This window comes from Flammeovirga sp. SJP92 (assembly GCF_001583495.1).
In the GTDB taxonomy this organism is placed as follows: domain Bacteria; phylum Bacteroidota; class Bacteroidia; order Cytophagales; family Flammeovirgaceae; genus Flammeovirga.
On sequence record NZ_LQAQ01000015.1, the window covers coordinates 371,044 to 394,809 of the forward strand.

Genomic DNA, 23,766 nt, shown 5'->3' on the forward strand with positions numbered 1-23,766 from the left:
TATGAGCGTTCATATTTTAGGTATAAGACATCATGGTGTTGGTTCTGCCAAACAAGTACAAAAGGAGTTAGAAAGACTTCAACCCGACCTCATTCTAGTTGAAGGTCCTCCTGAAGTGAGTGAACTTTTTAAAATGGTGGATCAAAAAACGTTCAAACCGCCATTGGCCTTGTTGGTGTACAACACTATGGACCCCAAACAATCAAGCTTTTATCCTTTTGCTTCTTACTCTCCAGAATGGGTCACCATAAATTATGGACAGCAAAATAATGTGGAGGTAAGAGCAATGGATCTACCTGCAGCTGCTTCTTTTTTGATGCAGAAAAAGAAAGAAGAAGAACTGCTCAAAAAATTGGAGGAGAACGAATTGGAAGATGTGCTTGAGGAGGAACCAAAAGCTCCCATCACTGATCCGTTGGGGTATTTAGCCAAAGCGGCTGGATATTCTAATTCGGAAGAATGGTGGGACCAACAGTTTGAGCAAAATTCTGGTTCTTCAGAAGAGCATTTTGAGGCAGTTATGTATGCCATGGAGGCATTGCGTGAAGAAGGTATTCCGTCTACAATGGAAGCTGAAAATGAAATCCGTGAGGCTTATATGCGAAATATTATTCGCGAAGCAAAAAATGAAATGCACCACACCATTGCTATTGTGTGTGGTGCATGGCACGGACCTGCCTTAAAAGACGATTTCTCTGATTCTAAAAAGGACAACAAAATATTAAAAACGGTTCCTAAACGTAAGCTCAAAATTTCGGCTACTTGGATTCCATGGACCAACTCAAGATTGAGCTATGCTTCGGGGTACGGAGCAGGCATTACATCACCTGGGTGGTACGAACATCAATGGAAAACCAAGAAGGATGTTGAAATCAGCTGGCTAACAAAAGTGGCAAATACCTACCGTAAGAAAGACATCGATATGTCTACTGCACATATCATGGAAGCTTACAAACTTGCTGTGGCATTGGCTACTTTAAGAGGACACTCTTTTGTCAATAAACAAACTCTAGATGAAGCGGTTTTGTCTGTCATGTGCATGGGAGATGAAATCAAAATGGAATTGATAAAGGAAAAATTAGTGCTCGCTGAGAAAATTGGTGAAGTTCCGGATTCCGTTCCTAAAGTTCCATTGCAAGAGGATTTTGAGAAGTGGGTGAAGAAATTCAGGCTGAAATTAAATACGCTTGCCAAAGAAGTAAAACTTGATCTCCGTAAAGAAAATGATCTAAATAAAAGTATCTTTTTCCACCGTTTAGAATTACTGGAAGTCCCTTGGGCCAAAAAAACGCACGCCACATCAAAGGGTACTTTTAAGGAATTATGGTTACTGGACTGGGAGCCAGAGATCATGGTCAAAATAATTGAGCATGCTTACTTAGGTAATTCGATTGAAACGGCCACTCAAAGTAAAGTGATTGAAGACGGCAAACAGATCAATGAAATTTCCAATGCGGCTTCATTACTCAAGGCTTGTATACCTGCCGAACTTTTCAAAGCCATTGAATTTATACTGGATCGCATCAATGAGCTTTCCGCTATTTCTTCTGATGTCAAGGATTTGATGTCTGCCTTACCACAGTTAGTGGATCTAAGCAGATATGGTAATGTGAGAAAATCAGACTTGACGGTGTTGAGTAATATCGTTGATAATCTATTGATCAAAGTTTACATCAACCTGCCGAATGCTTGTTATCAATTGGATGAGGAGAATTCCAATAAGATGTTCAAATTGATTTTAGATGTCAATAATGCAGTAAGAATCTATCAAGATAAAGAATTAACGGCACAGTGGTATCAGGCATTGCACAAAGTAATGCAATCATCTGGAGTTCACGCTATTATCAGAGGTTGTACTTGCCGTTTGCTTTCAGATGCTCAATTCCTCACACAAGAAGTAACTGAAAAAGAGATTTCCACCAATTTATCTGTGGGTAATCCTCCTCAAGAAGTTGCATCTTGGATTGAAGGTTTTTTAAGAGGCAATGCCAGTATTCTTATTTACGACAACCACTTATGGAACTTGCTTTATACTTGGGTTGGGTCTTTAGCCAAAGACATTTTTATTGAAATGTTGCCGATGTTAAGAAGAGCCTTTTCTCAATTTGAACCTGAAGACCGTCTCCAAATAGGTCAAAAAGCCAAAAGAGGTTTAGTCACTTCAGATGCATTTACTGATAATAATGAAGACAGTGATTTTGATACAGAAAGAGCAAGTCAAATCCTTCCAGTGTTAAGTGAATTGATGGGAATTTAAATTGAAAAACATGAATCAAAATAATGATATAGTAATGGAAACTCCCGAAAGCAAGCAACAGAACTTGGAAAGATGGAGATTGATGTTAGGTGGTGAAGATGCTGATGGCACAGGTCACCAATTATCTGAAGAACTTACTGAATTAGATCAAACTTTGAGTGCGTTGTATGAATTTGAACGCAAAGGAAGTTTTGATTATGGTCCTGATGGAAAAAAGAAAAGCAGTAAAGGAGGAAGAGGAAAAGGTACTCCTTCTATTGCGAGGTGGTTGGGTGACATCCGAAAATATTTCCCTCAGTCTGTGGTGAATGTCATGCAGGCAGATGCGATGAAAAATGAGCGTCTGAAAGAAAAAATGATCATGGAGCCTGAGATTTTAGAAAAGGCGGAAGCTGATGTTCATTTAGTGGCTTCCTTAATGGAAATGGGCAAATTGATTCCTGAAAAAACCAAAGAAACCGCTAGAATGGTGGTCAAAAAAGTAGTGGATGAGCTGATGGATAAATTGGAGCAGAAGACCATTGCTAGTTTATCAGGTGCTTTGGATAAAAGTGCTAGAAGTTTCAGACCAAGACACAATGAAATCAACTGGTCGGCTACTATCAAAAAGAACTTGAAGCACTATCAGCCGGAATACAAAACGATCATTCCTGAAGTGAAAGTGGGTTATGGAAAGAAATCAAAACGCTCTTTAAAAGACATCATCTTATGTCTTGACCAAAGTGGTTCAATGGGTGAATCCGTGATTTACTCTGGCATTTTCGGAGCTGTGATGGCTTCTCTTCCAAATGTAAAAACCAAAATGGTGGTATTTGACACTCAGATCGCTGACTTGACTGAAGAATTAGAAGACCCTGTTGATTTACTTTTTGGCGTGCAATTAGGCGGAGGTACAGACATCAATAAAGCACTACAGTACTGTGAAACATTAGTCGAAAAACCGGATGATACAATTTTGGTTTTAGTCACTGACTTATGTGAGGGTGGAGATCTGCAACAAATGAAAAAACGTGCTTTATCACTAGTAGAATCAGGTGTTCAAGTAATTTGCCTTTTAGCTTTAGATGACAATGGCACTCCTTGGTACGATAAACAAAACGCCACATTTTTTGCCAATAACAACATTCCTGTTTTTGCCTGCACTCCAGATTTGTTCCCTGATATGATGGCGTCAGCAATACAGAAAAATGACATTAAAACTTGGGCTTCAGAACACGACATTGTACTTCAATAAATTTCAATACCCTTGTATAAAAAACAAGAAGCCACCTCAAAATAGGGTGGCTTCTGTAGTTTATGTTAATGGGCTAATACAATTAGGTAAATCTCAAAATAGGCAAACTATACACACTATAATATTTCTTTATTGATTTCGACTGTAATGATGTTTCTTATGGTCTTCTTATCGAGAAAATCTGATTTAGAATAAATTTCACCGATTCCAATATCACGCCCCATAATATCACCTTGAAGTTTTGCTACTAATGTTGTTTTGCTACCTGAAAGTTCAGGGTTCTTCTTCAACATTTTCTTACTTTTCTTTCTCAATTGTCTAGGTGTTTGAGTACCGAAAATCCAAACATTTCCTTCAATCACTAAATAGGTTGTATCATTTAAACCTGAATAAGTAATAAGGTAATCTTCTTGGCTTTCATCAACCTTTTGGATATAATCAAATTCACTCAACAACTTCAATAACTGCTTCCCTTTTTTCTCATTTGGCATTTTAAAAGCTGCCTTAAGTATGAATTCTTGATCAAGACTATTAGGTTCCATATCAAAAGCTATCATCCCTGATTGGAAAAAGTTAAGAAAGTCATCATCCAGCATCAAAAAGCCTAGCTTCATCTCTGATAAAGTTCTATCAACATCGTAATTGATATGATCCATTATTTTATCTCTAAACATACCCAAATCCGCCCCGTAACATATAAAACTTGACACTTGCTCTGGCATATATTGTACTAAATCCATGTCAATCCCTACTTTCTTAGGTTCCTCTTTTGAAGAAGTCACACTGACAATTGACAATTTATTTTTTTCAAAATCACATCCAATCCAAGATGTTTCATATAAATGAAACTTTTGAAACTGCTCTAAAATTTCAAAAAAGTCATTGGATTTTGGTTTAAGTATAAAGTCGAATACTGAATTGTCATACCCTATGATTGTGATTAAAGAAAAAAAGGTTTTTTCATTAAAATGGAGAATAAAAGGTGAACCTGATAAATCACTTGGAATCTGTGCCTGCTTCTTAAATACTTTCTGCTCTGAAATTACTTTTTCATCGTTAGCAATCAGTTTATTGAAATAAGGTACAATGTTTACTTCATCTAAAGCATGAAGTGAATCTCTTACCGTAGAATACTCATCATAAGTGATTTTATTTAATCTAAACTCTTGATAAACTTCATAAGACTGCTCACTGTATTTTTTATCAATGATACCTTTATTGTAAAAAATCTTTACAATAAGATATTCTTCCCCTTTCATTACATAACCAAATTGAGAATTCTGTTCTTCTTTTAAGTAAATAAAGTTTCCTTTCGTACTACTCACCTGCAATTTAGAAGATTCTATCACTTCATGAATCTTATTAAAATCGACTCCTTCATTTAACTTAAAACGTATTGTCAAACCACAATAAGCATCAACATCTTGTACAAAGACGACTGCTTCTTTGCTAATTTCAAAAATTTCTTTAAAATCAGACGAGAATACATCTTTCAAATATTCTTGTTCAAGAAGGCGGTTTGCATCATAATAAAATAAGAATGATAAACCTTCTGATGGAATATTGTTTAACAGCTGACTTGGATTATTTTTCGCATTAGTATTTATAGCTGATAGGAATAAAAAAATCAATAAAAAGTATCTGTTGATCATAATTTATATTTAAATAGAATCTGTTTGTGTTTAGTTGATGATTCGAAATTGACAGTTCTATATTTATATCCCAAAACCAATTGATAAATGCAGAGGTATAATTAATAAATGATCAAATACGCTTTCTATTGAAATTAAGTTGTTTTCAATTGTTGGACTACTTGTGAGTATTTTCTAGTCGAAACTTTTGCCATATACCCCTCTGTCAAGCTTATTCCTGTTTTGGAAATATTGATTACATGTGATGGATTTATTAAAAAAGAATGATGTACTCTAATAAAGGCATTTAGTTCTTCAATGTTCTCAAAATACTTCAAATGCTTTGAAGCCAGAATGGTTTGATCTAGGCAAACAATCTTGGTATACGCTCCTTCTGACTCAAAGAGAATAATGCTATTGACTTCTATGAAATGAGTATTATCAGCCGTTTTTACAATGATTTTTTGCTCCTTTTCCTTCTGTTCTTCTTCAAACTGAGAGATAATGGCTGTTGCTTTTTTCTGTTCTTCAATTTGAACAAAAGCTTTATCTACTGCAATTTTTAATTCATTTGGGTCAATTGGTTTTAATAAGTAATCTACGGCATTTCGCTTGATGGCATCAATAGCATAATTTTCCAATCCAGTGGTAAAAATAATTTTAAAATGAATGGAAGACAACTGGTTCAACAGCTCAAAACTATTCCCATCTTCAAGCTCAACATCTAAAAAGATAAGATCCACATCTTTATTTTGATTTAAGAAAGCACCCCCCTCATGGATGGAAGGAAAGATTCCTATAATTTCAATAGATTGATAAAGTAGTTTGAGCATCTTACTTAATGCCTCTTGAGCGTTAAACTCATCTTCTATGATCACTATCTTATACATATCATTTAGTTTAGTGTGAGTGAAAAGCTGACAACAGCTCCAGTGCTGTCATCTCTATTATTAATTGAAAGTGTATGTTCATCACCATTACCCATAATGGCCAATCGAGCTTTTAATACAGAAAGCGAATGTTCTTTTTTATCGTCAGAAACTCCCTGAAGACCAATGCCATTATCAATGACTTCAAAATATAATTTCCCCTCATTTTTAGTCACTTTCACTTCTAGAAAACCATCTTTTTTGATCTTACGAAGTCCGTGTTCAATGGCATTTTCACAAAGTGGCTGTAGCATCATTGGAGGTATTTCTGAATACTCTAAATCCACTTGCTCTTCTACTGATATTCTATAATTAAATTTATGTCCAAAACGAATCCGTTGCGTTTCTATATAATTGGTCAACGCACTCAAATCCTCTGACAAGGTGATTTTTTCTTTATGTGTCAAATCAAAATTTTGCCTAATCAACTTTGAAAAACGTGAGATATACGAAGAAGTAGTCAAAGGGTCATTATCAAATAATGTATTTTGTATTGCAGTAAGTACATTGAAAATGAAATGTGGATTCATCTGATTCCTCAATATTGTATTTTTTAACTGAGTACGTTCTTGCTCATTTTTATGCTGAATATTCTTGTAATAAAGCAGGAACAGTAAAAATAAAATTACGACTATGACAGTAACCGCCGTTAGTGTTAGAATAATTCTCTCAAATTCTCTTTCAGCCTCTAATCGCTTTTCCTCTTCTTCTTGCTTGATTTTCTCTTTCTCTCTTTCCGATTTAAAAAGTTGGTCTTGTGTATTCAACATCTGTTCGAAATCATAGGAAATCTTTTCTTTCAGAATATTTTCTACAGAATCCAACTTAGAATAATACATTAAAGCTTTCTTTGTCTGCTTGTTCTGAATAGCATATTTCAAACTCTTCTCATAGATCACTTTCATGTATTTGGGAGAATTGTAAGTATGCTTTATTAATTCCTTATCATACTTCACTGCAAGATCTCCCTCCCCCATCGCATTGTAAACTTCTTCCAAGTTCGCCAGTGCATTATTCCATTTGTGAGGATATAGTTTTTTTAATTTTGCGGATTTATTATAATACCAAATTGCAATATCTGCATAATACAAACTATCCGTCTCTAAAAACATATTGAGGTAATTGGTCCCGATATTATTATAAGACTGAGAGATCTCCCACTTATTACTGTAAGAAATTCCATACTCTAGCGACCGCACATTATAAGCTATTGCTTTTTGATAAGCGCCTTGGTTTTTATACAATACAGCTAGGTTATTACACACTCTAGAGAGTTTCACACTATCATCAAACTCCACATAATAAGGAATAATTTTTTCCAATTCAATTAAAGCATGTGTCAAATCTCCCTTTTTATAATATAAATGGGCAAGACTTTCAATGATTTTAGCGGTCAGCACTTTATCATCCACTTCAATTGCATTTTTTCTTGCTTTGAAAAGCTCCGTACAAGACTCTACAAAAAGATTATCATCAGCATAAATTCTTGACAAGCCCAAACGTATCCTCGCTTCAAAAGTCAAGTCTCCCTCTTTTATAAAATAATTAAGTGACTTTTTGAAAAGTATAATTGCTTCATGTGAATTTTCAATATCAGCATAATAGATTGCCTTTAAATAATACAATCTTGCTTTATCACGTTCTGTATTCTCATTATTTTTAAATAGACTGTCAATTTTATGAACGACAGTTCCATCAGCTGATCCTTTACGGATTAAATCATTTAGTGTATCAAATTGAGAATCACTTAGTGTTTGTCCTGAGAGACTCAATACAAAACACATTTGCAATACAGTTAAAAAAATTCTCATATATAATTTAGATCTTCAATCGTATCTGTAGTTAGTTGTACTTCATCAACTAATATCACAGGCTTATTTTTGATTAAAAAATATGTTATGAGTTATTGACATTAGACTTTATTAAGTGCATTATTATGGCGGAAAAAGTAGGTATTTGATTGAAAAGGTATTCATTCTTAGCTATCACAGATCAAAAAAAGAGATACAACTTCTATTTTTTAATAGACATGTCTTATTGAAAACTCAACTAGATTAAACTTTCATTATTTCTAAATATTTAAATACATCCAAAAGCTTTTTCTACTAACATTAATTAGGTCTTCAACGCACTTATCAATTTTTAAAATACACTTATCAATTATAATTCAACACTTGCACATAACATTATAAATTCACTCCCACATTAAATAAATAACATCTGAAAAAATAAATTACAGTGGGAGAATACACCAAAAACCAAGTTATCTACCTACAGAAAGATAACGTTGCATCAATCAAAAATGCTCTACAGAAATATCAAGTAGTATTAAATAACCGAACGGCTATCTCGAATAAAGGATTTCACATGGAAATGGATGTGAAATTTATGGAAGATTCTGGTGATGAACCAAGAAACCTGAAAACATCAGATATTAAGGATTTTGAAACCTTTAAAAAAGCCTTTGCTGTACGAAGCCCTTCTTTTGATCAAATGAAACAAGAGGACTCTTATAGAGATGACTTTGAAGCTTCACTTCTCTCTGAACCTCTATTATTTTCTCTTGCTTTGGAACACGAAGAACTTAAAGAAGAGGTTATCAAAACAGCAAAAGGAATTGCTGAAATCAGTCGTCATTATAACAATAGTGAGTCCATGTGGACCTACAATTCTAGTGCTTATGGTGCTGTTGCCTTGTATATATTAACCTGTAATGACATCAATTATGCTTATATACTTGCTCAATACCTTATTCCGTATTGGGATGAACGCTATACTTGTGATTATGATTGCTATCTCTTTGAATTAGTGAAGCAACACGGTTGGATTCGCCCATTAATCAAAGCCTATTTGTATTGTGACAACCCTAATTTCAGGGCTGGAATGATGAGAATAGGGTATTATCATGGCAACCTCCCACAAGATGAAAATCCTACTTTGTTTCATTTCTTAAAAGAAAATCCAGAAGAATATGCTTGGTTCAAAGAAAGTATAAAAGAGAGGTTATTAGATGAACCTATGCTGTACTATAAAGGGGAAGACGATAGTGAGAATCCCGTACTAAGCCTTTATTATACATTAAATGGAAGTGTAGATGCTATCCATGATGAGGAGGATGAATTTATCTCTGAATTCTTTATTTCTGATACAATAGAAAACGAAGCTACCGATCTTTACAATTCCATCCTTAATAGTACCGACCAGCCATTAATGCGATTGGATGGTGAGGGAGAACTAGAAAAAGAGGCAAGACAATATACTGACAAAGACACCTATACTCCAGGTGAAGGCATTATGGATTTTAGGGCATTTGTGATGGCCTTAGAATATGGTGCTCAAATATGGCAGTACGTGGAGAATGGAGAGAATGCGGAGCTTATTAATTCATTGGACAAAGTGGATGTGATGGGGTTAGCATTAGAAAGTAGTCCTGCACTTTATCACAAGATCAGTTATCACCTCCCTGGTGTAGATCTTGATGATGATTGCAACCCAATGAATAAAAACAAAGGGTTGGTGGATGAAATGGATCATTGTCTACGAGAAATCATTGATGACCTTACATTATTTAATGATGAATCTCTTTACGCAGATGACATCCCTCAAGCTTTCAATCCACTACCTGAACATAGAGGTGAAGTAAGATATCAGCAACTAATCAGAGTGTTGGATGTCTTCTATGTGTTGTTGGGTAAACCCACTTTTGTAGATGATGTATGTGAACGTATCATTGAAGATAAGGAAGAGTATTGTCTCTCCACCGCAGAGTTTTATGATCGATATAGCGAGGAAAATTATGCAGAAAATGGCAAATTACCTCCCCTTTTGGTGAAACAAATGGCCTCTATTGTGGAAGAGTTTTCCACTCCATATGACAGAGATTCAATCGATACTGATCTATTAAAAAAACTAGATTATTGTCTTTCTACATCAAGAGGATGTTATAATACCGATCATTTAGGTAAGCATAATGCAGGTGATATAGCCCTTGCCAGCTATATGCTAAAAATGGATGAGCAAAATGGAATCGAAGATCAATACACCTTACAACTAAAAGAATATTTACAGGCATTTCAGTGGGAAAAAGTAGCTTCTATTTTTACTGAAAGAGACCGTTTTTCAGATCTTATTTCTGAAGACACCAAAGAGAAAATCAACAATTATATCACTGCTATAGATACTCCTCTACTAAGTCAAGAGGAAATGATGGCGCTCTTAAATGATACACTTGTTCCTTATGAAGAAGAGTATAATGGAGCTAGAGTACATCATTTTTCAAAAACGCAAAGAAGCTATTACATTTTAAGATTCGATGACAATATATCAAAGGTTCTAATTTTCTCTTTCTGGGCTCAAACACTTTCATACTCTAAAGATGATCCAAGAGCCAAAAGATTTTGGAATTTGATGTTGGCACTTTCACCTTTTTGGGTATTGAATAAAATACTTAAAACTGCTTCTTCCTCTTATGGTGATTTGGAATTTGAATCTCCTCAAAAAGAAAAAGCGTTCTTCCAATCTCTCTCTGAAGTAGGCGTTCCCGACTCTCTCCTATTTGCATTTGAAATCGTCAAATCTCAGAATAGTTATGGAAAAGGAACAGTAAAAGATCTCAAAAGATATTTACCTTGGATCAATACATTTAAGCTGGTCCAGCAAATGGATAAAAACGATGCAATGTTTGATATGCTTCATTACAGAGTGGAACAATTGAAAGAGGGCTTGAAATCTGCAGATGATATTAATGTAGTTCAATTCCATCGTGATCTGTCAGCTTCTGATGAGGGGTATAATTTTGACAAGGAAACGGAAAGTTTATTTCATGATTATCTACATGTTTTTTTTACATTAAACTGGAAAGACGATTCCAAAGAGGGCATTGCTGATATGGTCGCAAAAATGATAGACTACATAGAAGGCAATTTGGATTACGATACTTTTGCTCCTCTTTTCTGGTCAAAAATTAAAGGCAAGAGATTTCATACTTATGTGGATAGCTATAAATCTTATTCTTTTGAACAATTTTTCTGGGGACTTCGCGAAAGTAAACAAGATCGTTTGATCAAATTATTATCGAATGGCACTTCTGCCTCTTTCTCCATTTTGTTTAATGGTTTAGAAAGAGGTTATAAAGAAAAGTTAGTCAGAGAAGGACAGCTTAAATTCAAAGATATCATTGATCTTGACTTTAAAGATGATGAAATAAAAGAGCAAGCACATGCCTACTATATTAATAGAGTTTTCTCGTTAGGTGCTGATAAAATTCGTTTGATAAAATACTGTATTGATCAGGAGGAAAAAGCTTATGGTAATTATCTAGGGAAACTTGGAAGAAGAGGTGAATTAGATGATGTCGTTTCTGAATTGAATAAATCTAGGAAGAATAGTCTGATTGATCATTTTAAAGACCAATCAGGTGCAGAACAGCTTATAGGTCTTTTCAAAGATGATTCTTCTAGAAAAATTAAAGACAAAGCTCGTCATATTCTTCAAAAACTCAAGGTGCAAGAACCTGTTGAAGAAGAATGCGAAAACCTCTATGACTTTGGGGTATACGATTATTGTGCTTCTGAAATAAATCTTCAGAATCAAACTGATAAGATTGTTGCTATCATAGGAACTACATTTGGTCTTCGTTTTGTCGTCGGCAAAAATGATGATAGAGATATTATAAATCACACTGTATATGTTCAACATCCAATTATAAAAGATGGTGCCAAAACATCGGAACGCAGTGAATGGACACAACAAGGGAAAAATGGACAAGCAATTTTTGCAGGTTGGACTTTTGAGACTGCAGATGAATTAATCTCTGGTGAGTATAGTTTTAAAATCTATGATTGGCGAAGAAATCTTATCGCTGAAAAGTCATTTTTAATAGAATCTGAAGTGCTTACTCAACTTAAACAAGTTCATAATGAGGAAGAGCAAAGTGATGGTTACTACACTTTCTGTAGTCCAAAAACAGAAGGAATTGTAATAGAGGAAGGAGAGCAACTATTAAGAAATAATCAACCCATTGTACCTAATAAAGCTGTTGAATTTGATGGTTATGGAGTTTCAGAAAGTGACCTTAACAATATCATTATTTGTGATTATGTTTTGGTTTCTGAAAAAGTAGCAAAAGCAATTGGTAAGCATCATCCATTTGGATGTTTCTTCATCCCTGCCCTCATCAATACTTCAGATGGCAAATCGATTCCTTATTACCTTATAAAACCCACTATTTATTTCGGTTCGGAGGAAACGGAAGTTCATCAAAACACACTCATTTTCACTATTGAAAATCAAACTTCCAATTTAATATTTAAGAAAGTGATCAGAGATGAACTACAAGAAATCATTGGTTCGGAAATCCTAGAAAAACTGGAAGTGGTAACATCAAACTAAACATCGAAATGAGAAAATTAATCAAAATAAATAAAGAGAACTGGTCCAATTTCTATGATGATGCAACGCAAAGAATGTTTGGTTGTGAACCTGAAATGTTGATCAATTTCACTCCATACATTAATCTTTTTGTATTTGATTATGGAAGGTTAAAGCAGAATATTCACTTCTATGTCGGTTGCGAACTCACCCCTGCAAAAGTGGAAGATAGAGATGGAGATATTGTGGATAAAGTAAGCCATGCTTATATGAATTTCAATCTTTCTGAAGACAATTTACAATCTGATGGTTCTGATGAAAACACTTTTATTCTTGAAGGAAAACCTGAACTAAACGAAATCCATTTCTTTCGTAATGAAAGTGATCTTTACAGCTTTTTTATATCAGAAGAAGCACTTCAGGGTTTGAGAGTTAGTGAGGATTGTAAAGAAGATATGGAATGTAGGACCTATTAAATCGAGAGATTTTTAGAAGACATCCAACAAATAATTAAATTCTAATCATGAGGCTTATTTCTCTACGCCTCAAATTATTACTCCATCAAAATGTACGAAGAATACGAGGCAAAATATGTCCTAGATTATAACCCAAATGATATTGAATCTATCATTGAGGCATCAAAAAAATATGCAAACTTGGTCCTTTCAAAAAGAGGATTTAGGGACGACTATTGTGTGATTCAATTCAAACCTTCAGAAGCAATTACAAAAGACGTATTTGCGGAGCATGCCAAATTGAATAAACTTGTAAAGTCAAAGTACGATACAACAACTGAAAACTTAGAAGATTCAATGTTGACCGAGACACTATTCTTTGCCAATGCATTACGATTTCCGGAACTTGAAGAAGTTGTAAAATCTGTAGCAGAAGATGTAGTGACTTTCTCAAGGGAAACGAATGATTCTTCTGAAATGTGGATCAATTGTGAAGAGCCTTTTGCTTTAGAATGGTTGATGCTATTTGCGTCAGTTTATCCAAAATACGGTTATCTGTTGGGAAGCTTTTTTATTCCTTATTGGGATGATGAACATATGCCTGATTCACTTGAATCACTTTCTTCATGGAGTGATCAATTCGGCATTAATTCAGATACCATCAAAGCTTACTGTTACTGTGACAACAGTTCTGCAAGAAAGGTGATGCTAGGATTTGACATCTATGGTTATTCTTTTGAAAAAGTGGATTGTCATTTCGATTTAATTACTCATTTCAGAAATGATCCTTCCTCTTATGATTTTTTCAAAAAGACATTAGCAGAAAGATTTAAAACTCTTCCCTTTTTACAACATACTGATGATGAACGCTATTATATTGAAAATCCAATTAAGGAAATCGTCATTGAACTCCTCATGGTTCATCATCCTGAAGAGGGAGATGATTTCGATGAAATAGAATACCTAGAGCACACTTTTATCCATAAATCAGCGAGAGAGGAAATTGATGAAATCACAAAATACATCGAAGATGTCAATCAGCAACCTATTGTCCCTAGTCACAAAGAATATGTAGCCTACATTCAATCCATCAAAGAAAAACGTGCACCTAAAACCGATTTAGAAGGATGCTGGAAACCTTTTATTCTAGACTCCTTTTCTAATGGAATACAAATTTGGAACTACATCAAAACGGGTGAGCAGGTGTTTAATTTTTCTGAAGTTGAAGCAATTGATCTGTATCAAAAAATCGATGCTCATGATGCTGATTTGATCTTACTGTTTGAGCAAGAATACATTCATAGTAATGGTGATTTATATGAAGACCTTGATCGAGTTTTAAAGGCTCACTTTATTCATTGGACAAAAGAAGGAAACATCAAAAACGCTGAAAAACAAATGGCTCTTCGACTCTTAGATCTTATTTTTAGATGGTTAAATAGAAAGCCTTTTGAAAATGATACACAAACAATTTTAGCAAAGCATCAGATTTGTTCTGATTCAGAGTTTCAATCGAGATACAAAGCGCATTGGTTTTCAGAACTAGAGTTTGTATTAAATGAATTTGGTGGCTATTCAAGTACTGTTACAAGGGAACAACTTGAGAAAGGTTATTTATTAATCGAAGAAAATCGTCAAGAGGCAATTTCACTTTTAAATCAATCTTTATTTCATCAGAAAAAAAGTCGCTCACACAAAAGTTATGGCAATGTAGAAGTATTAGTGCTTGCCTCTTATTTAGTTCATAATGACAGAAAAAAGAAATATCAAGATGCTTTGACTATAAATGCTATTGATTTCATTAAAAAGCACTTATATGATTCAGTAGTGAGTGATTTAATTCGATCTATGACATTCTCTGATTTGATTATTAAAAAAGGGGTAGTTCAAAAAGCACCAGATTACTATCAAGAAAAACAAAGATTGGAATATGAAGTTTTAGCAAATGATTATCACCTTTTTATAGATCATTTAAAATCTGAAAATTTAGGTATTGAGACTTTTCAATTGTTAGAGAAACATCTAAAAACAGAGGAAGACAGCCCTATTTCAAAAGAGCAACCTCATATTGAATGGATGGATAATTTTTCTGATAAAACGCAAAAGTTATTAGTGGCTATTCATTATATTTTTAATGAAAAAGAAATCCATCAAATTAAGGCTTTACGTTTTGTATTAAAATCAGCTTTTCAAATTGCCCCAGTAAAAACAGTTCATTTCCTAGATAAGGTTTATAAAGAACATCCCTATCGATACGACACTCCTCAGCAGTTTTTGAATATGCTCGATTTATTGCTCCAATTTGGTCTTACAGAAGAAGGGTATTGGGGTTATGCAATGGAACAATTTTACCATACTTCAAACCCTGAAGATAGCATTGAGTACAAGGAAATGTTGTGCATTTGGCAGGGTACAAGAAACATGGCATTCAGTGTAAAATGTGAGTGTACACCCAATCAATCTAGCCTTACTAAAGGTATTCAAAAACTACCTTTTAGACTTCAAAACAAATTATTAGCTGAAGCAAAGAAGGTAGTAGGAGTCGCTCCCTTAGAGGTGAATTATAAAAAGTCGATTGTAGAATACTTTGATCGCAAACTTCGAAAGGAGTTTATCTTCGAGGACAACCCTATTTATCTAAAGAATAGACTTGAAGGTGAAAAAATCTTTTGTGAATACATCAAATGGGACACTTGGCAACATCATAAGGAGTTGTTACAAACCATTATTAAAGATATCAAAGTCGAACATGAGGATGAGCTTAACCCAAAAGAAGCCCAAGAGGAATTATGGAAGATCAAGGGGTGGCGTTACATTATTCTTCAAAAAAATGGAGAAAAATTAACGCCTATTTATGGTGAGCGAGTGTTATCGTTATTGCAACAAGGGTTTGATCAAGAGAATATTTATTATGCTCACACGCATTGTATTATCATAGATCAAAATTGCCCTGCCGATTATCTAAAGGAATTACTATCTTCTGACATGAGATTCAATTATAAAGAGATTTGGAGAAACAGCATCAAGTCATTTTTACTTTACGGCGGTGACAAAGAAAAAGTGGAACTGATTAGTCAATATGGAATCGATAAATGGAGATTTAATCAAGAGGATGATTATTCTGAAACTTCAATTAAAGACCTTTTTGATCATCTCCCTGATGCTTTACAAAAAAGGGTACTCTACTTACTAGGCTGTATTTCTGAGGAGGCTTTAGTTCTTAACTTAAAAAAATCACCTCAAGAATACTTCGAATTACTAGAAATAAGTAAGGTAGATTATTCAACCATTTTCAGATACTTTTTATCTCAAACCAAACTCTCCAATCCGAATATTTATCTACAGATATTCAAAGAAACAGATGGTGCTCCATTAATAGAAAGTGAAAAAACAGAGATTAAAATCCCTATGCTTTCCATCATGGCCCACCTTCCAAAGTACTATCAATATATCATTTCTTTGGAAAATAGTAGCTCTGCTAAAATCAAAGAACATGTGAAAATGTTGATTGAAAAATATCAATTGAAAGAGAAGGTCATTGAATACGTTATTGTGGATTTTGGGATCTATAAGATGCTAGGCAATACTGATGAAGGTGGAGAACGTAAAATAGCTAATGAACCAGTTCTATTAGAAGAAACTGACCAAATATCAGCTAAAATCAATCAGTATATCGGTCTACGTTTTACAGTAAAAAATCATGATAAAGCTCCAAAGGTTTGTCAGCATATGGTTCGCATTGATCATCCAATTAAAGATGAGAATGGAGCAATTTCCTACACTCAATCTTCATGGAGGCAAAACGGATTAAGCAATTCTAATATTTTCTTAGGATGGCATTTTGAAAGTGAAGAGGAACTGATTGCAGGGGAATATAAAATGAGTGCTTTTGATGAAGAGGGGAATTTGTTGGTGAGGAAGAGTTTTAAGGTAATAGTGTAAAACTTATTTCAGTGGTTTGATGGAAAGCTTATTCATTGAACCACTGTTTAATTTATAATTTCAGCTAATACCTTCTCAAACTTCTCTTCACAAACATCACATCTTATGGTTAAAATTTCATGATTTAGCTCTAAATAGATAGTTTGTGAGGAAGTACTTCCACAATTATCCCCTTTATGTTTCTCGATATATTTGATAGACTTTAATAGGTTTATTGAGACTTGTCTTTCGGTTTGCTTTTTACGGTCAATCTTCAATATGGTATCATTTTCAAAATCGATTACTAACCCTATCCCCTTTTCACTTGAATGAAAACACCCCGTTACTCTTATATGTATGTTTATTGTATCGACATGTTGGATTTTATCGCTTAAAAAGGTATTCTCTTCTATAGGTTTATAAAAATATTTCATAGCAGTAAAATTCATTTCATGAAGATTACTATGATAAGCAACAGAGATTGTATCATTAAAAACGGATGCAAATTGTAAGTTTTTAATTGTTGAGTTTAATGTAGCAGAATGATAAGTTGCAGGAAAATCACCTTCAAAATTACTGTTAGATTCAAATTTAAAGTCATGACCTGAGACAGTTTCTCCTCCAATCAGTTTCCATATCATAGGGTCAAAAAAATCATTAGAATAGAGAGAGTCATACTGAATCACAATGGTATTTTGTCCCAAAGTGAAAGAAGAAATCAATAAAAGTACCGTTGTAATTAATTTAGTTTTCATGGAAGTAAGTTACTTAGAAAAGGGTAAAAACATAAAAAAAAGGATCGAACATTTAACCGTTCGATCCTTTAAATTATATATTCGTCTTGTGTTAATTACACCTTAACTGCATCATCCTTTACCACACCCTCTTTAATTGCTTCCACAATTGAAGGATCTAATAAAGTAGAAGTATCACCGAAGTTGTCAGTCTGACCTTCAGCAACTTTTCTTAAAATACGACGCATGATTTTACCCGACCTTGTCTTTGGTAAACCTCTTACGATTTGTACTTTATCTGGTCTTGCAATCTTACCGATTTTGTCAATCACCACTTCTAGAATTTGTTCTTTCAATTCTGAAATAGTGCTCACTTCCAATTCCGCAGAATCACAAACCACATAAGCATAGATACCTTGACCTTTGATATCATGTGGATAACCCACTACTGCAGATTCTACCACTGCATTGTGCATGTTGATGGCATTTTCTACTTCTGCAGTTCCTAATCTGTGACCTGATACGTTCATTACATCATCCACACGACCAAGAATTCTGTAGTAACCATCCTCATCACGACGACAACCGTCACCTGTAAAGTATAATCCTTTGAAAGTAGAGAAGTAAGTCGACTTACAACGTTCGTGATCACCCCAAGTGGTTCTCAACATTGAAGGCCAAGGATATTTCACACAAAGGTTTCCTTCCACTCCTTTTCCTTCAATCTCATTACCTTCACCATCTACCAAGACAGGTTGAATACCTGGTAATGGAAGAGTTGCATAAGTTGGTTTGGTCGGAATAACGCCTGCTATAGGTGATATCATGATGCCACCCGTTTCCGTTTGCCACCAAGTATCCACAATCGGGCATCTTCCTTTACCAATATGTTGGTGATACCACTCCCAAGCTTCACGGTTGATAGGTTCCCCTACCGTACCTAAAACTCTCAAGCTATCCAATTTATATAACTCTACATATTCCAAACCTTGAGCCATCAACGCTCTGATTGCTGTTGGAGCTGTGTAGAAAATATTTACTTTCAAACGGTCAACTACTCTCCAGAAACGTCCGGCATCAGGGAAAGTCGGCACACCTTCAAACATCACTGAAGTGGCTCCTTCCAACAATGGTCCGTATACAATATAAGAGTGACCTGTAATCCAACCGATATCTGCTGTACACCAATACACATCATTTTCTTGGTATTGGAATACATTTCTGAATGAATACCAAGTGTAAACCATGTACCCACCTGTTGAGTGCACTACACCTTTAGGCTTTCCTGTTGATCCTGAGGTATATAGAATAAATAAAGGATCTTCTGAATCCATCACTTCTGGATCACAAACTGTTGGTACAGATTTGATTTCATCGTGCCAATATACATCACGTTCAGGATCCATTTTCACGTCACCTCCCGTACGTTGGTACACAATTACTTTGTCCACATCAGGACATTGGAATAAAGCTTCATCTGCAATATTCTTCAATTCAACTACTTTGTTACCACGAGGGCCTTGATCCGCTGTGATCAAGATTTTTGCACCAGCGTCATTGATTCTGTCTGCTAATGCTTGAGCCGAGAATCCTCCAAAAATTACAGAGTGAATGGCTCCGATTCTAGCACATGCCAATACAGCAATCGCCAGTTCTGGTACCATCGGCATGTAAAGACAAACTCTATCGCCTTTTCCTACGCCATTTCTCTTTAAAACATTGGCAAAAAGACATACTTGTTCGTGCAGTTCACGATAAGAGAAAATTCTGTCTTTTTCATGAGGATCATTGGCTACCCAATGAATGGCTGTCTTGTCACCTCTAGAAAGTAAGTGACGGTCCAAGCAGTTTTCGGTGATGTTGAGTTTACCATTTGTAAACCAACTGACATTGTAATTATCGAAATCAAATTCGACAGTTTTGTCCCATTTCTTTCTCCATACAAATTGTTCCGCTACTTCTGACCAAAAGCGTTCAGGTTCGCTCACACTGCGTCTATAGGCTACAGCGTAGTCTTCCAAGTTGTTAATTCTGCTAATCATTAGTGTCGTAAAGTTTGAGTAATAGACGGTGTATCAAGCATCAATTCAGCTTAAATACATTACTATTAAAGTCTTAAGTGTTTAAAATATTACTGAAGTTTTCGAATTTGAATATAGAGACTGAGAAATAAAAAAAAGAGATTTAACTATACTTACGCTAATTTAGTATAGTTATTTTTTCATTTGCCATGAGATGACCATATACTTATCTCCCACTTGTGTGATGACGGAGGAAGATGTTTTCAGATTTTCCCTATTGATAATATAGGTCAATAATTCACTGTGATTCATCAATTGATAAGAAGGTGCGTAGGCATCGGTTTCCAAACGCGGAATATTATATTTCTTCACCCAGTTCATCACTGAGACATGACTAACCCCTAAAATTCTTTCAATCTCTCTATAACTCACCCCTTCTAAATACAATTGCAATGCTTTGATCACATACTTCCGTTCTACCTCCCTTCCTTTTTTGGCAACGGAAAAATTATAGTGACAGTTCTTGCATTTATAACGTTGCTTTCCTTTCACAAAGCCACTCTTTATAAAGCTATTACTTTCACATTTCGGACAGGATAATTCTGATATTGTCATAAAAATGAATAAGTACTTCTGTATTTCTGATAAATAGAATAGTACAATAAAGTATACTTAATTAGCATATATATACTTAATTACCAATATTCATGTAATAAATACACTTTTTCTAAGTTTTTAACATTTTTAAACGAGATCACACTTTACACAGAAGCATTTACAATTGATGGGATTTTTAGATTAAAAATAGCACAACTCTAAAAAAAGCTTAATTTTACAATTCAATTACTTTTTAAATATGAAGTTAACTCAACTAATAAAGTTACTGTTCATTGTACTGTGCATGTCTTGTGGTTTTGATCCCAATGATTTTAACGACGTTGGTGTTAAACCCTTAGAATCTAAATCTGTCGCAGTTCCTTTACTGGATGGAAATGTAGAATTACAGGATTTACTGTCAAGAGCTGACCGTACTCACCTTAATACTGATGAAGTTCCGTGGTATCTAGAGTATAGATCTTGGAACACACAGGCCCAAAAAGACACCGTAACTCCTCTCGTAACGGGGACAGAAATATTAAACGATGAGTATTTTAAACTTCAAACGAGCCTTGCCGTTCCTCTTCTTAATTCATTTGAAAACATCATTATTCAAAAAGAGATCATGGTGCCCGTCACTACTGTCAATCCTTTTTTTGAAGTCAATACCATAACAGTTGCAACTGGAGAATTCAAGGCCTCTTTTATCAATAAAGCACTCACTGCCACTACATTCACCATGGAATTGATTCAATTCAATGACAAGGATACCACCATCATTGAAAAAGCAGAATACTTTATTCAACCCAATGTCAGCAATGAATTAAAACTGAACATCAGAAATGCTGTTGTGCATAGTTCAGATAATCTAAAAACAGCATTACGTTTTAGAAATATAATCAGAGGTAAAAATGCTCCTTATCAGATAGATCCATCGCCTGATCAAGGCATTCATATTAAAGAAGTGGGTGGCTTGCATTTTACTCCTTATGCAGATGTGGACCTTGATATTCCAATCAATGAGCGTTTTATGAATATCAGTATTTTTGACAATTCCCTTGAAAATGGGGGGGTTACATTATCGGATTTTCAATTGGACGTTATTTCTTACAACACATTTGGTTTAGATATTTTTGCAGGTAATATTGAAGTGTTTGCACAAAGTTCAATTGATAGTGCACTGACACCCATCATTTTCACTTCTTCTCAAATAGGCAGACCTAGAAATGAATTCAATGAGAAAATAGACACTTTATCGGTTTTGAAGCCTGAAGCGGCATTAACGCTTAAACCTAATAAACTGATTATGAATGGTCAACTTCAAATCAAGATGAAGAGGGGAACTGATTATTATATTGAATCAGACTCCTATATCAAAGAGCAATTTATACTCAAGATACCATTTGAAATTGGTATGGATAATGTAGCTTTTTCAACTACAATAGTCAGACAACAGGATTTTCAAGAAAGTATTTCAGCGTTAGACTCTGCATCCATTCGCCTAGAACTCGAAAATCATTTTCCTATGGATGGTGTTTTATCGATTTATACTAAAGAAAGCATGGAAGATGAAGCTCCGTTTCAGATTGATTTGAGTTCTGAAATAAATCAGAATGATTTTGTATTTATGAAAGCTGCAGAATTGGATGAAAATGACAATGTTGTCAACCCGACCACCATACAAAGTGCTTTCAGAATTACGCAAGAAGATGCACAAAGAATCCTCAAAGCCAACTATCTTTATGTAGAAGGAAGGTTCAGTACTCCTAACGGGAAAGTTGTTCCTTTTGTCCCTGGACAAAAATTATTGATTAAAGCAGGTATTTTTGCTTCAGTAACTCTATCGCCTGATGACTTATAATTGTAAGAAATATATTTTTTTAATAGGCTTGCTTTTAAGCACTTTGGTCTGTTTTGGACAGCAGGAAACTATGCTTTATTTTATGAAAGACATGCCTCAGTCTTTACAGCTCAACCCTGCCCATAAAAGTGTTTATAAAACCTCTATAATTTTGCCTTCAGTCTACATGAATGCAGAATCTACTACCTTCTCTTACAATAACATATTTACAGAAGATTTGGATGGGACCAATGTTGATTTAGAAAAATTATTTGAAAAACTGCAAGATCAAAATATAATGGAATCTACTGCTGTAGTGGATCTTGTGGGGCTAACGATTACTTCAGATAAAATCAGTTTTAGCTTATTTGTCAGAGAACGAATTTCAAGTGTAATGCAAATTAAAGAGGATGTAGGAGAACTCTTTGCCAAAGGTACTGCCCATCCTGATAACCTTAATAAAGAATTCAATGTTGCTCCTTCTTTCAATCTAAGTCATTACAGAGAATATGGTTTTGGTTTTAATTATAATATCAAAGACCGGTGGACTTTTGGTGTCAATGCCAAATACCTTTCGGGCCTGATGAACATCAGTATGCAGGATGCTAAAATCACTTTGCAAACTGAAGATGCAGCCAACTACCCCATCACTGTTTCAATGGGAGATACACCTATCAGAACTGCTGGTTTTAATAAGCTATTGACATCAGATAAAAATATCTCCACTGCCGAACTGGGTTCTTATTTAGCAGGAGGCGCCGGTAATGGTTTTGCTTTTGACTTTGGATTAACGTATCAATTAACCGATAGAGTTTTACTTGAATTGACTGCCACCAATATCGGTCAGATCATTTGGAGTAACTCCAGACAAGATTATAAGCTTGGGGCTGAGAACTATAACACTGTGGTGCTTACTGGGTCGAACCCCCAAGATGTTTTCAACAGCGAAAACTTTGATGAGCCCAATCCTCAATACGACTCTTTAGTTAAACTATTTGATTTCCATGAATTGGAAAATAGTGAGGGAGGAACATACACCACCACACTTCCAATGTATACGAACGTAGCAGCAAGTATAGATTTGGGGCATAAATTTATTGTGGGTTGTACTGCGGGTTTTAGCTATATAGAAAATTATTTCAACCCTAGAGTCTCTTTCAGCATGAATAAAAGATTTGCAGATTTCTTAGGATTGGGATTGAATTACACTGCAGATAAAAGTGGAATTTCCCGCATTGGTGGTGCTATATCTATTGGGTTTCCAGGAATAAAAGTATATGCTATTTCAGATGATTTGGTTAAAAATATTACAAACTGGAAAGACTCTCAATCTCTTGGCATTCGATTTGGTGTCAACCTTAATTTCGGTTATGTAAAGCAAAACTACCTCAACAAAAGGCAAACTCGAGCTAGTCAAATTATGGAATGGGAAAGGTAAATACTCTGTAAACTAAATTATCGTCAACTTTCAATCGATTTTTCTGCAAGCTTTTTATGTCCTACTTCCAAGCTTACTTCCTCTTCATTTTTCCATTGATGAAAAACGAAGCAAAAAATCTAGGCTTAGAAGTCAAAAGCTAAATTCCACTCCTCTCGCCTAAATGATTTTAAACTCGATCAAAACTATGTCGTTTTGAGATGCTCAAACAAGAAAATCATTTTTAACGGCTCAATATATGGAATTCTTAACGCTTTTCCCTTCAAGGCCGGGGGAAGCACTACCAAACTAAAAATGGTAGAAAGCCCACTAGTGTGAATGTTAAGCGTTAGCATCATTT

Annotated in this window: 13 protein-coding genes; 7 read left to right on the forward strand and 6 right to left on the reverse strand. The window is 34.8% G+C overall.

The features are described 5' to 3' along the window. The first annotated feature begins 1 nt into the window (after position 1). The gene (locus AVL50_RS02830) at positions 2-2,257 is read left to right on the forward strand and encodes a DUF5682 family protein (protein ID WP_062614958.1); all 2,256 of its coding nucleotides are present in this window, start codon (positions 2-4) and stop codon (positions 2,255-2,257) included. 10 nt (positions 2,258-2,267) lie between these two features. Beyond that, positions 2,268-3,491 (forward strand): VWA domain-containing protein, encoded by a 1,224-nt coding sequence (locus AVL50_RS02835; protein WP_216639003.1) that lies wholly within the window; start codon positions 2,268-2,270, stop codon positions 3,489-3,491. Between the two features lie 116 nt (positions 3,492-3,607). Here AVL50_RS02835 and AVL50_RS02840 read toward each other — a convergent pair whose 3' ends face one another. The 3 genes from AVL50_RS02840 to AVL50_RS02850 all read right to left on the reverse strand — a co-directional run bounded on the left by AVL50_RS02840 (position 3,608) and on the right by AVL50_RS02850 (position 7,862). Next, positions 3,608-5,143 (reverse strand): hypothetical protein, encoded by a 1,536-nt coding sequence (locus AVL50_RS02840; RefSeq protein ID WP_062614959.1) that lies wholly within the window; start codon positions 5,141-5,143, stop codon positions 3,608-3,610. 134 nt (positions 5,144-5,277) lie between these two features. Further along, on the reverse strand, positions 5,278-6,012 hold the full coding sequence (locus AVL50_RS02845; RefSeq protein ID WP_062614960.1) for a LytTR family DNA-binding domain-containing protein: 735 nt from the start codon (positions 6,010-6,012) through the stop codon (positions 5,278-5,280). Between the two features lie 5 nt (positions 6,013-6,017). Beyond that, positions 6,018-7,862, reverse strand: a complete 1,845-nt coding sequence (locus AVL50_RS02850; protein WP_062614961.1) for a histidine kinase — start codon at positions 7,860-7,862, stop codon at positions 6,018-6,020. A gap of 427 nt (positions 7,863-8,289) precedes the next feature. Between AVL50_RS02850 and AVL50_RS02855 the strand changes: the two genes are divergently transcribed. From AVL50_RS02855 to AVL50_RS02865, 3 genes are all read left to right on the forward strand, one after another. Then, positions 8,290-12,441 (forward strand): DUF3859 domain-containing protein, encoded by a 4,152-nt coding sequence (locus AVL50_RS02855; RefSeq protein WP_062614962.1) that lies wholly within the window; start codon positions 8,290-8,292, stop codon positions 12,439-12,441. Positions 12,442-12,449: 8 nt separating this feature from the next. Further along, on the forward strand, positions 12,450-12,896 hold the full coding sequence (locus AVL50_RS02860) for a hypothetical protein (protein ID WP_062614963.1): 447 nt from the start codon (positions 12,450-12,452) through the stop codon (positions 12,894-12,896). A 90-nt stretch (positions 12,897-12,986) separates the two neighbouring features. Next, entirely contained in the window at positions 12,987-16,817 is a 3,831-nt protein-coding gene (locus AVL50_RS02865) for a DUF3859 domain-containing protein (RefSeq protein ID WP_062614964.1), read from the forward strand. A gap of 47 nt (positions 16,818-16,864) precedes the next feature. On the opposite strand, the gene AVL50_RS02870 is transcribed toward AVL50_RS02865, so the two are convergent. The 3 genes from AVL50_RS02870 to AVL50_RS02880 form a co-directional block, all read right to left on the reverse strand. After that, on the reverse strand, positions 16,865-17,551 hold the full coding sequence (locus AVL50_RS02870) for a hypothetical protein (RefSeq protein WP_062614965.1): 687 nt from the start codon (positions 17,549-17,551) through the stop codon (positions 16,865-16,867). Positions 17,552-17,646: 95 nt separating this feature from the next. Further along, positions 17,647-19,572 (reverse strand): acetate--CoA ligase, encoded by a 1,926-nt coding sequence (acs, locus tag AVL50_RS02875; protein ID WP_062614966.1) that lies wholly within the window; start codon positions 19,570-19,572, stop codon positions 17,647-17,649. A gap of 171 nt (positions 19,573-19,743) precedes the next feature. After that, a complete protein-coding gene (locus AVL50_RS02880; protein ID WP_157491116.1) occupies positions 19,744-20,166 on the reverse strand; it encodes a helix-turn-helix domain-containing protein in 423 nt (140 codons plus the stop codon). Between the two features lie 241 nt (positions 20,167-20,407). Here AVL50_RS02880 and AVL50_RS02885 point away from each other — a divergent pair, with 241 nt between their 5' ends. Beyond that, a complete protein-coding gene (locus AVL50_RS02885) occupies positions 20,408-22,009 on the forward strand; it encodes a hypothetical protein (protein WP_157491117.1) in 1,602 nt (533 codons plus the stop codon). Then, a complete protein-coding gene (locus AVL50_RS02890) occupies positions 21,999-23,426 on the forward strand; it encodes a DUF5723 family protein (RefSeq protein ID WP_062614968.1) in 1,428 nt (475 codons plus the stop codon). Before AVL50_RS02885 ends, AVL50_RS02890 begins: the two co-directional genes overlap by 11 nt. The last annotated feature ends 340 nt before the right edge of the window (positions 23,427-23,766 follow it).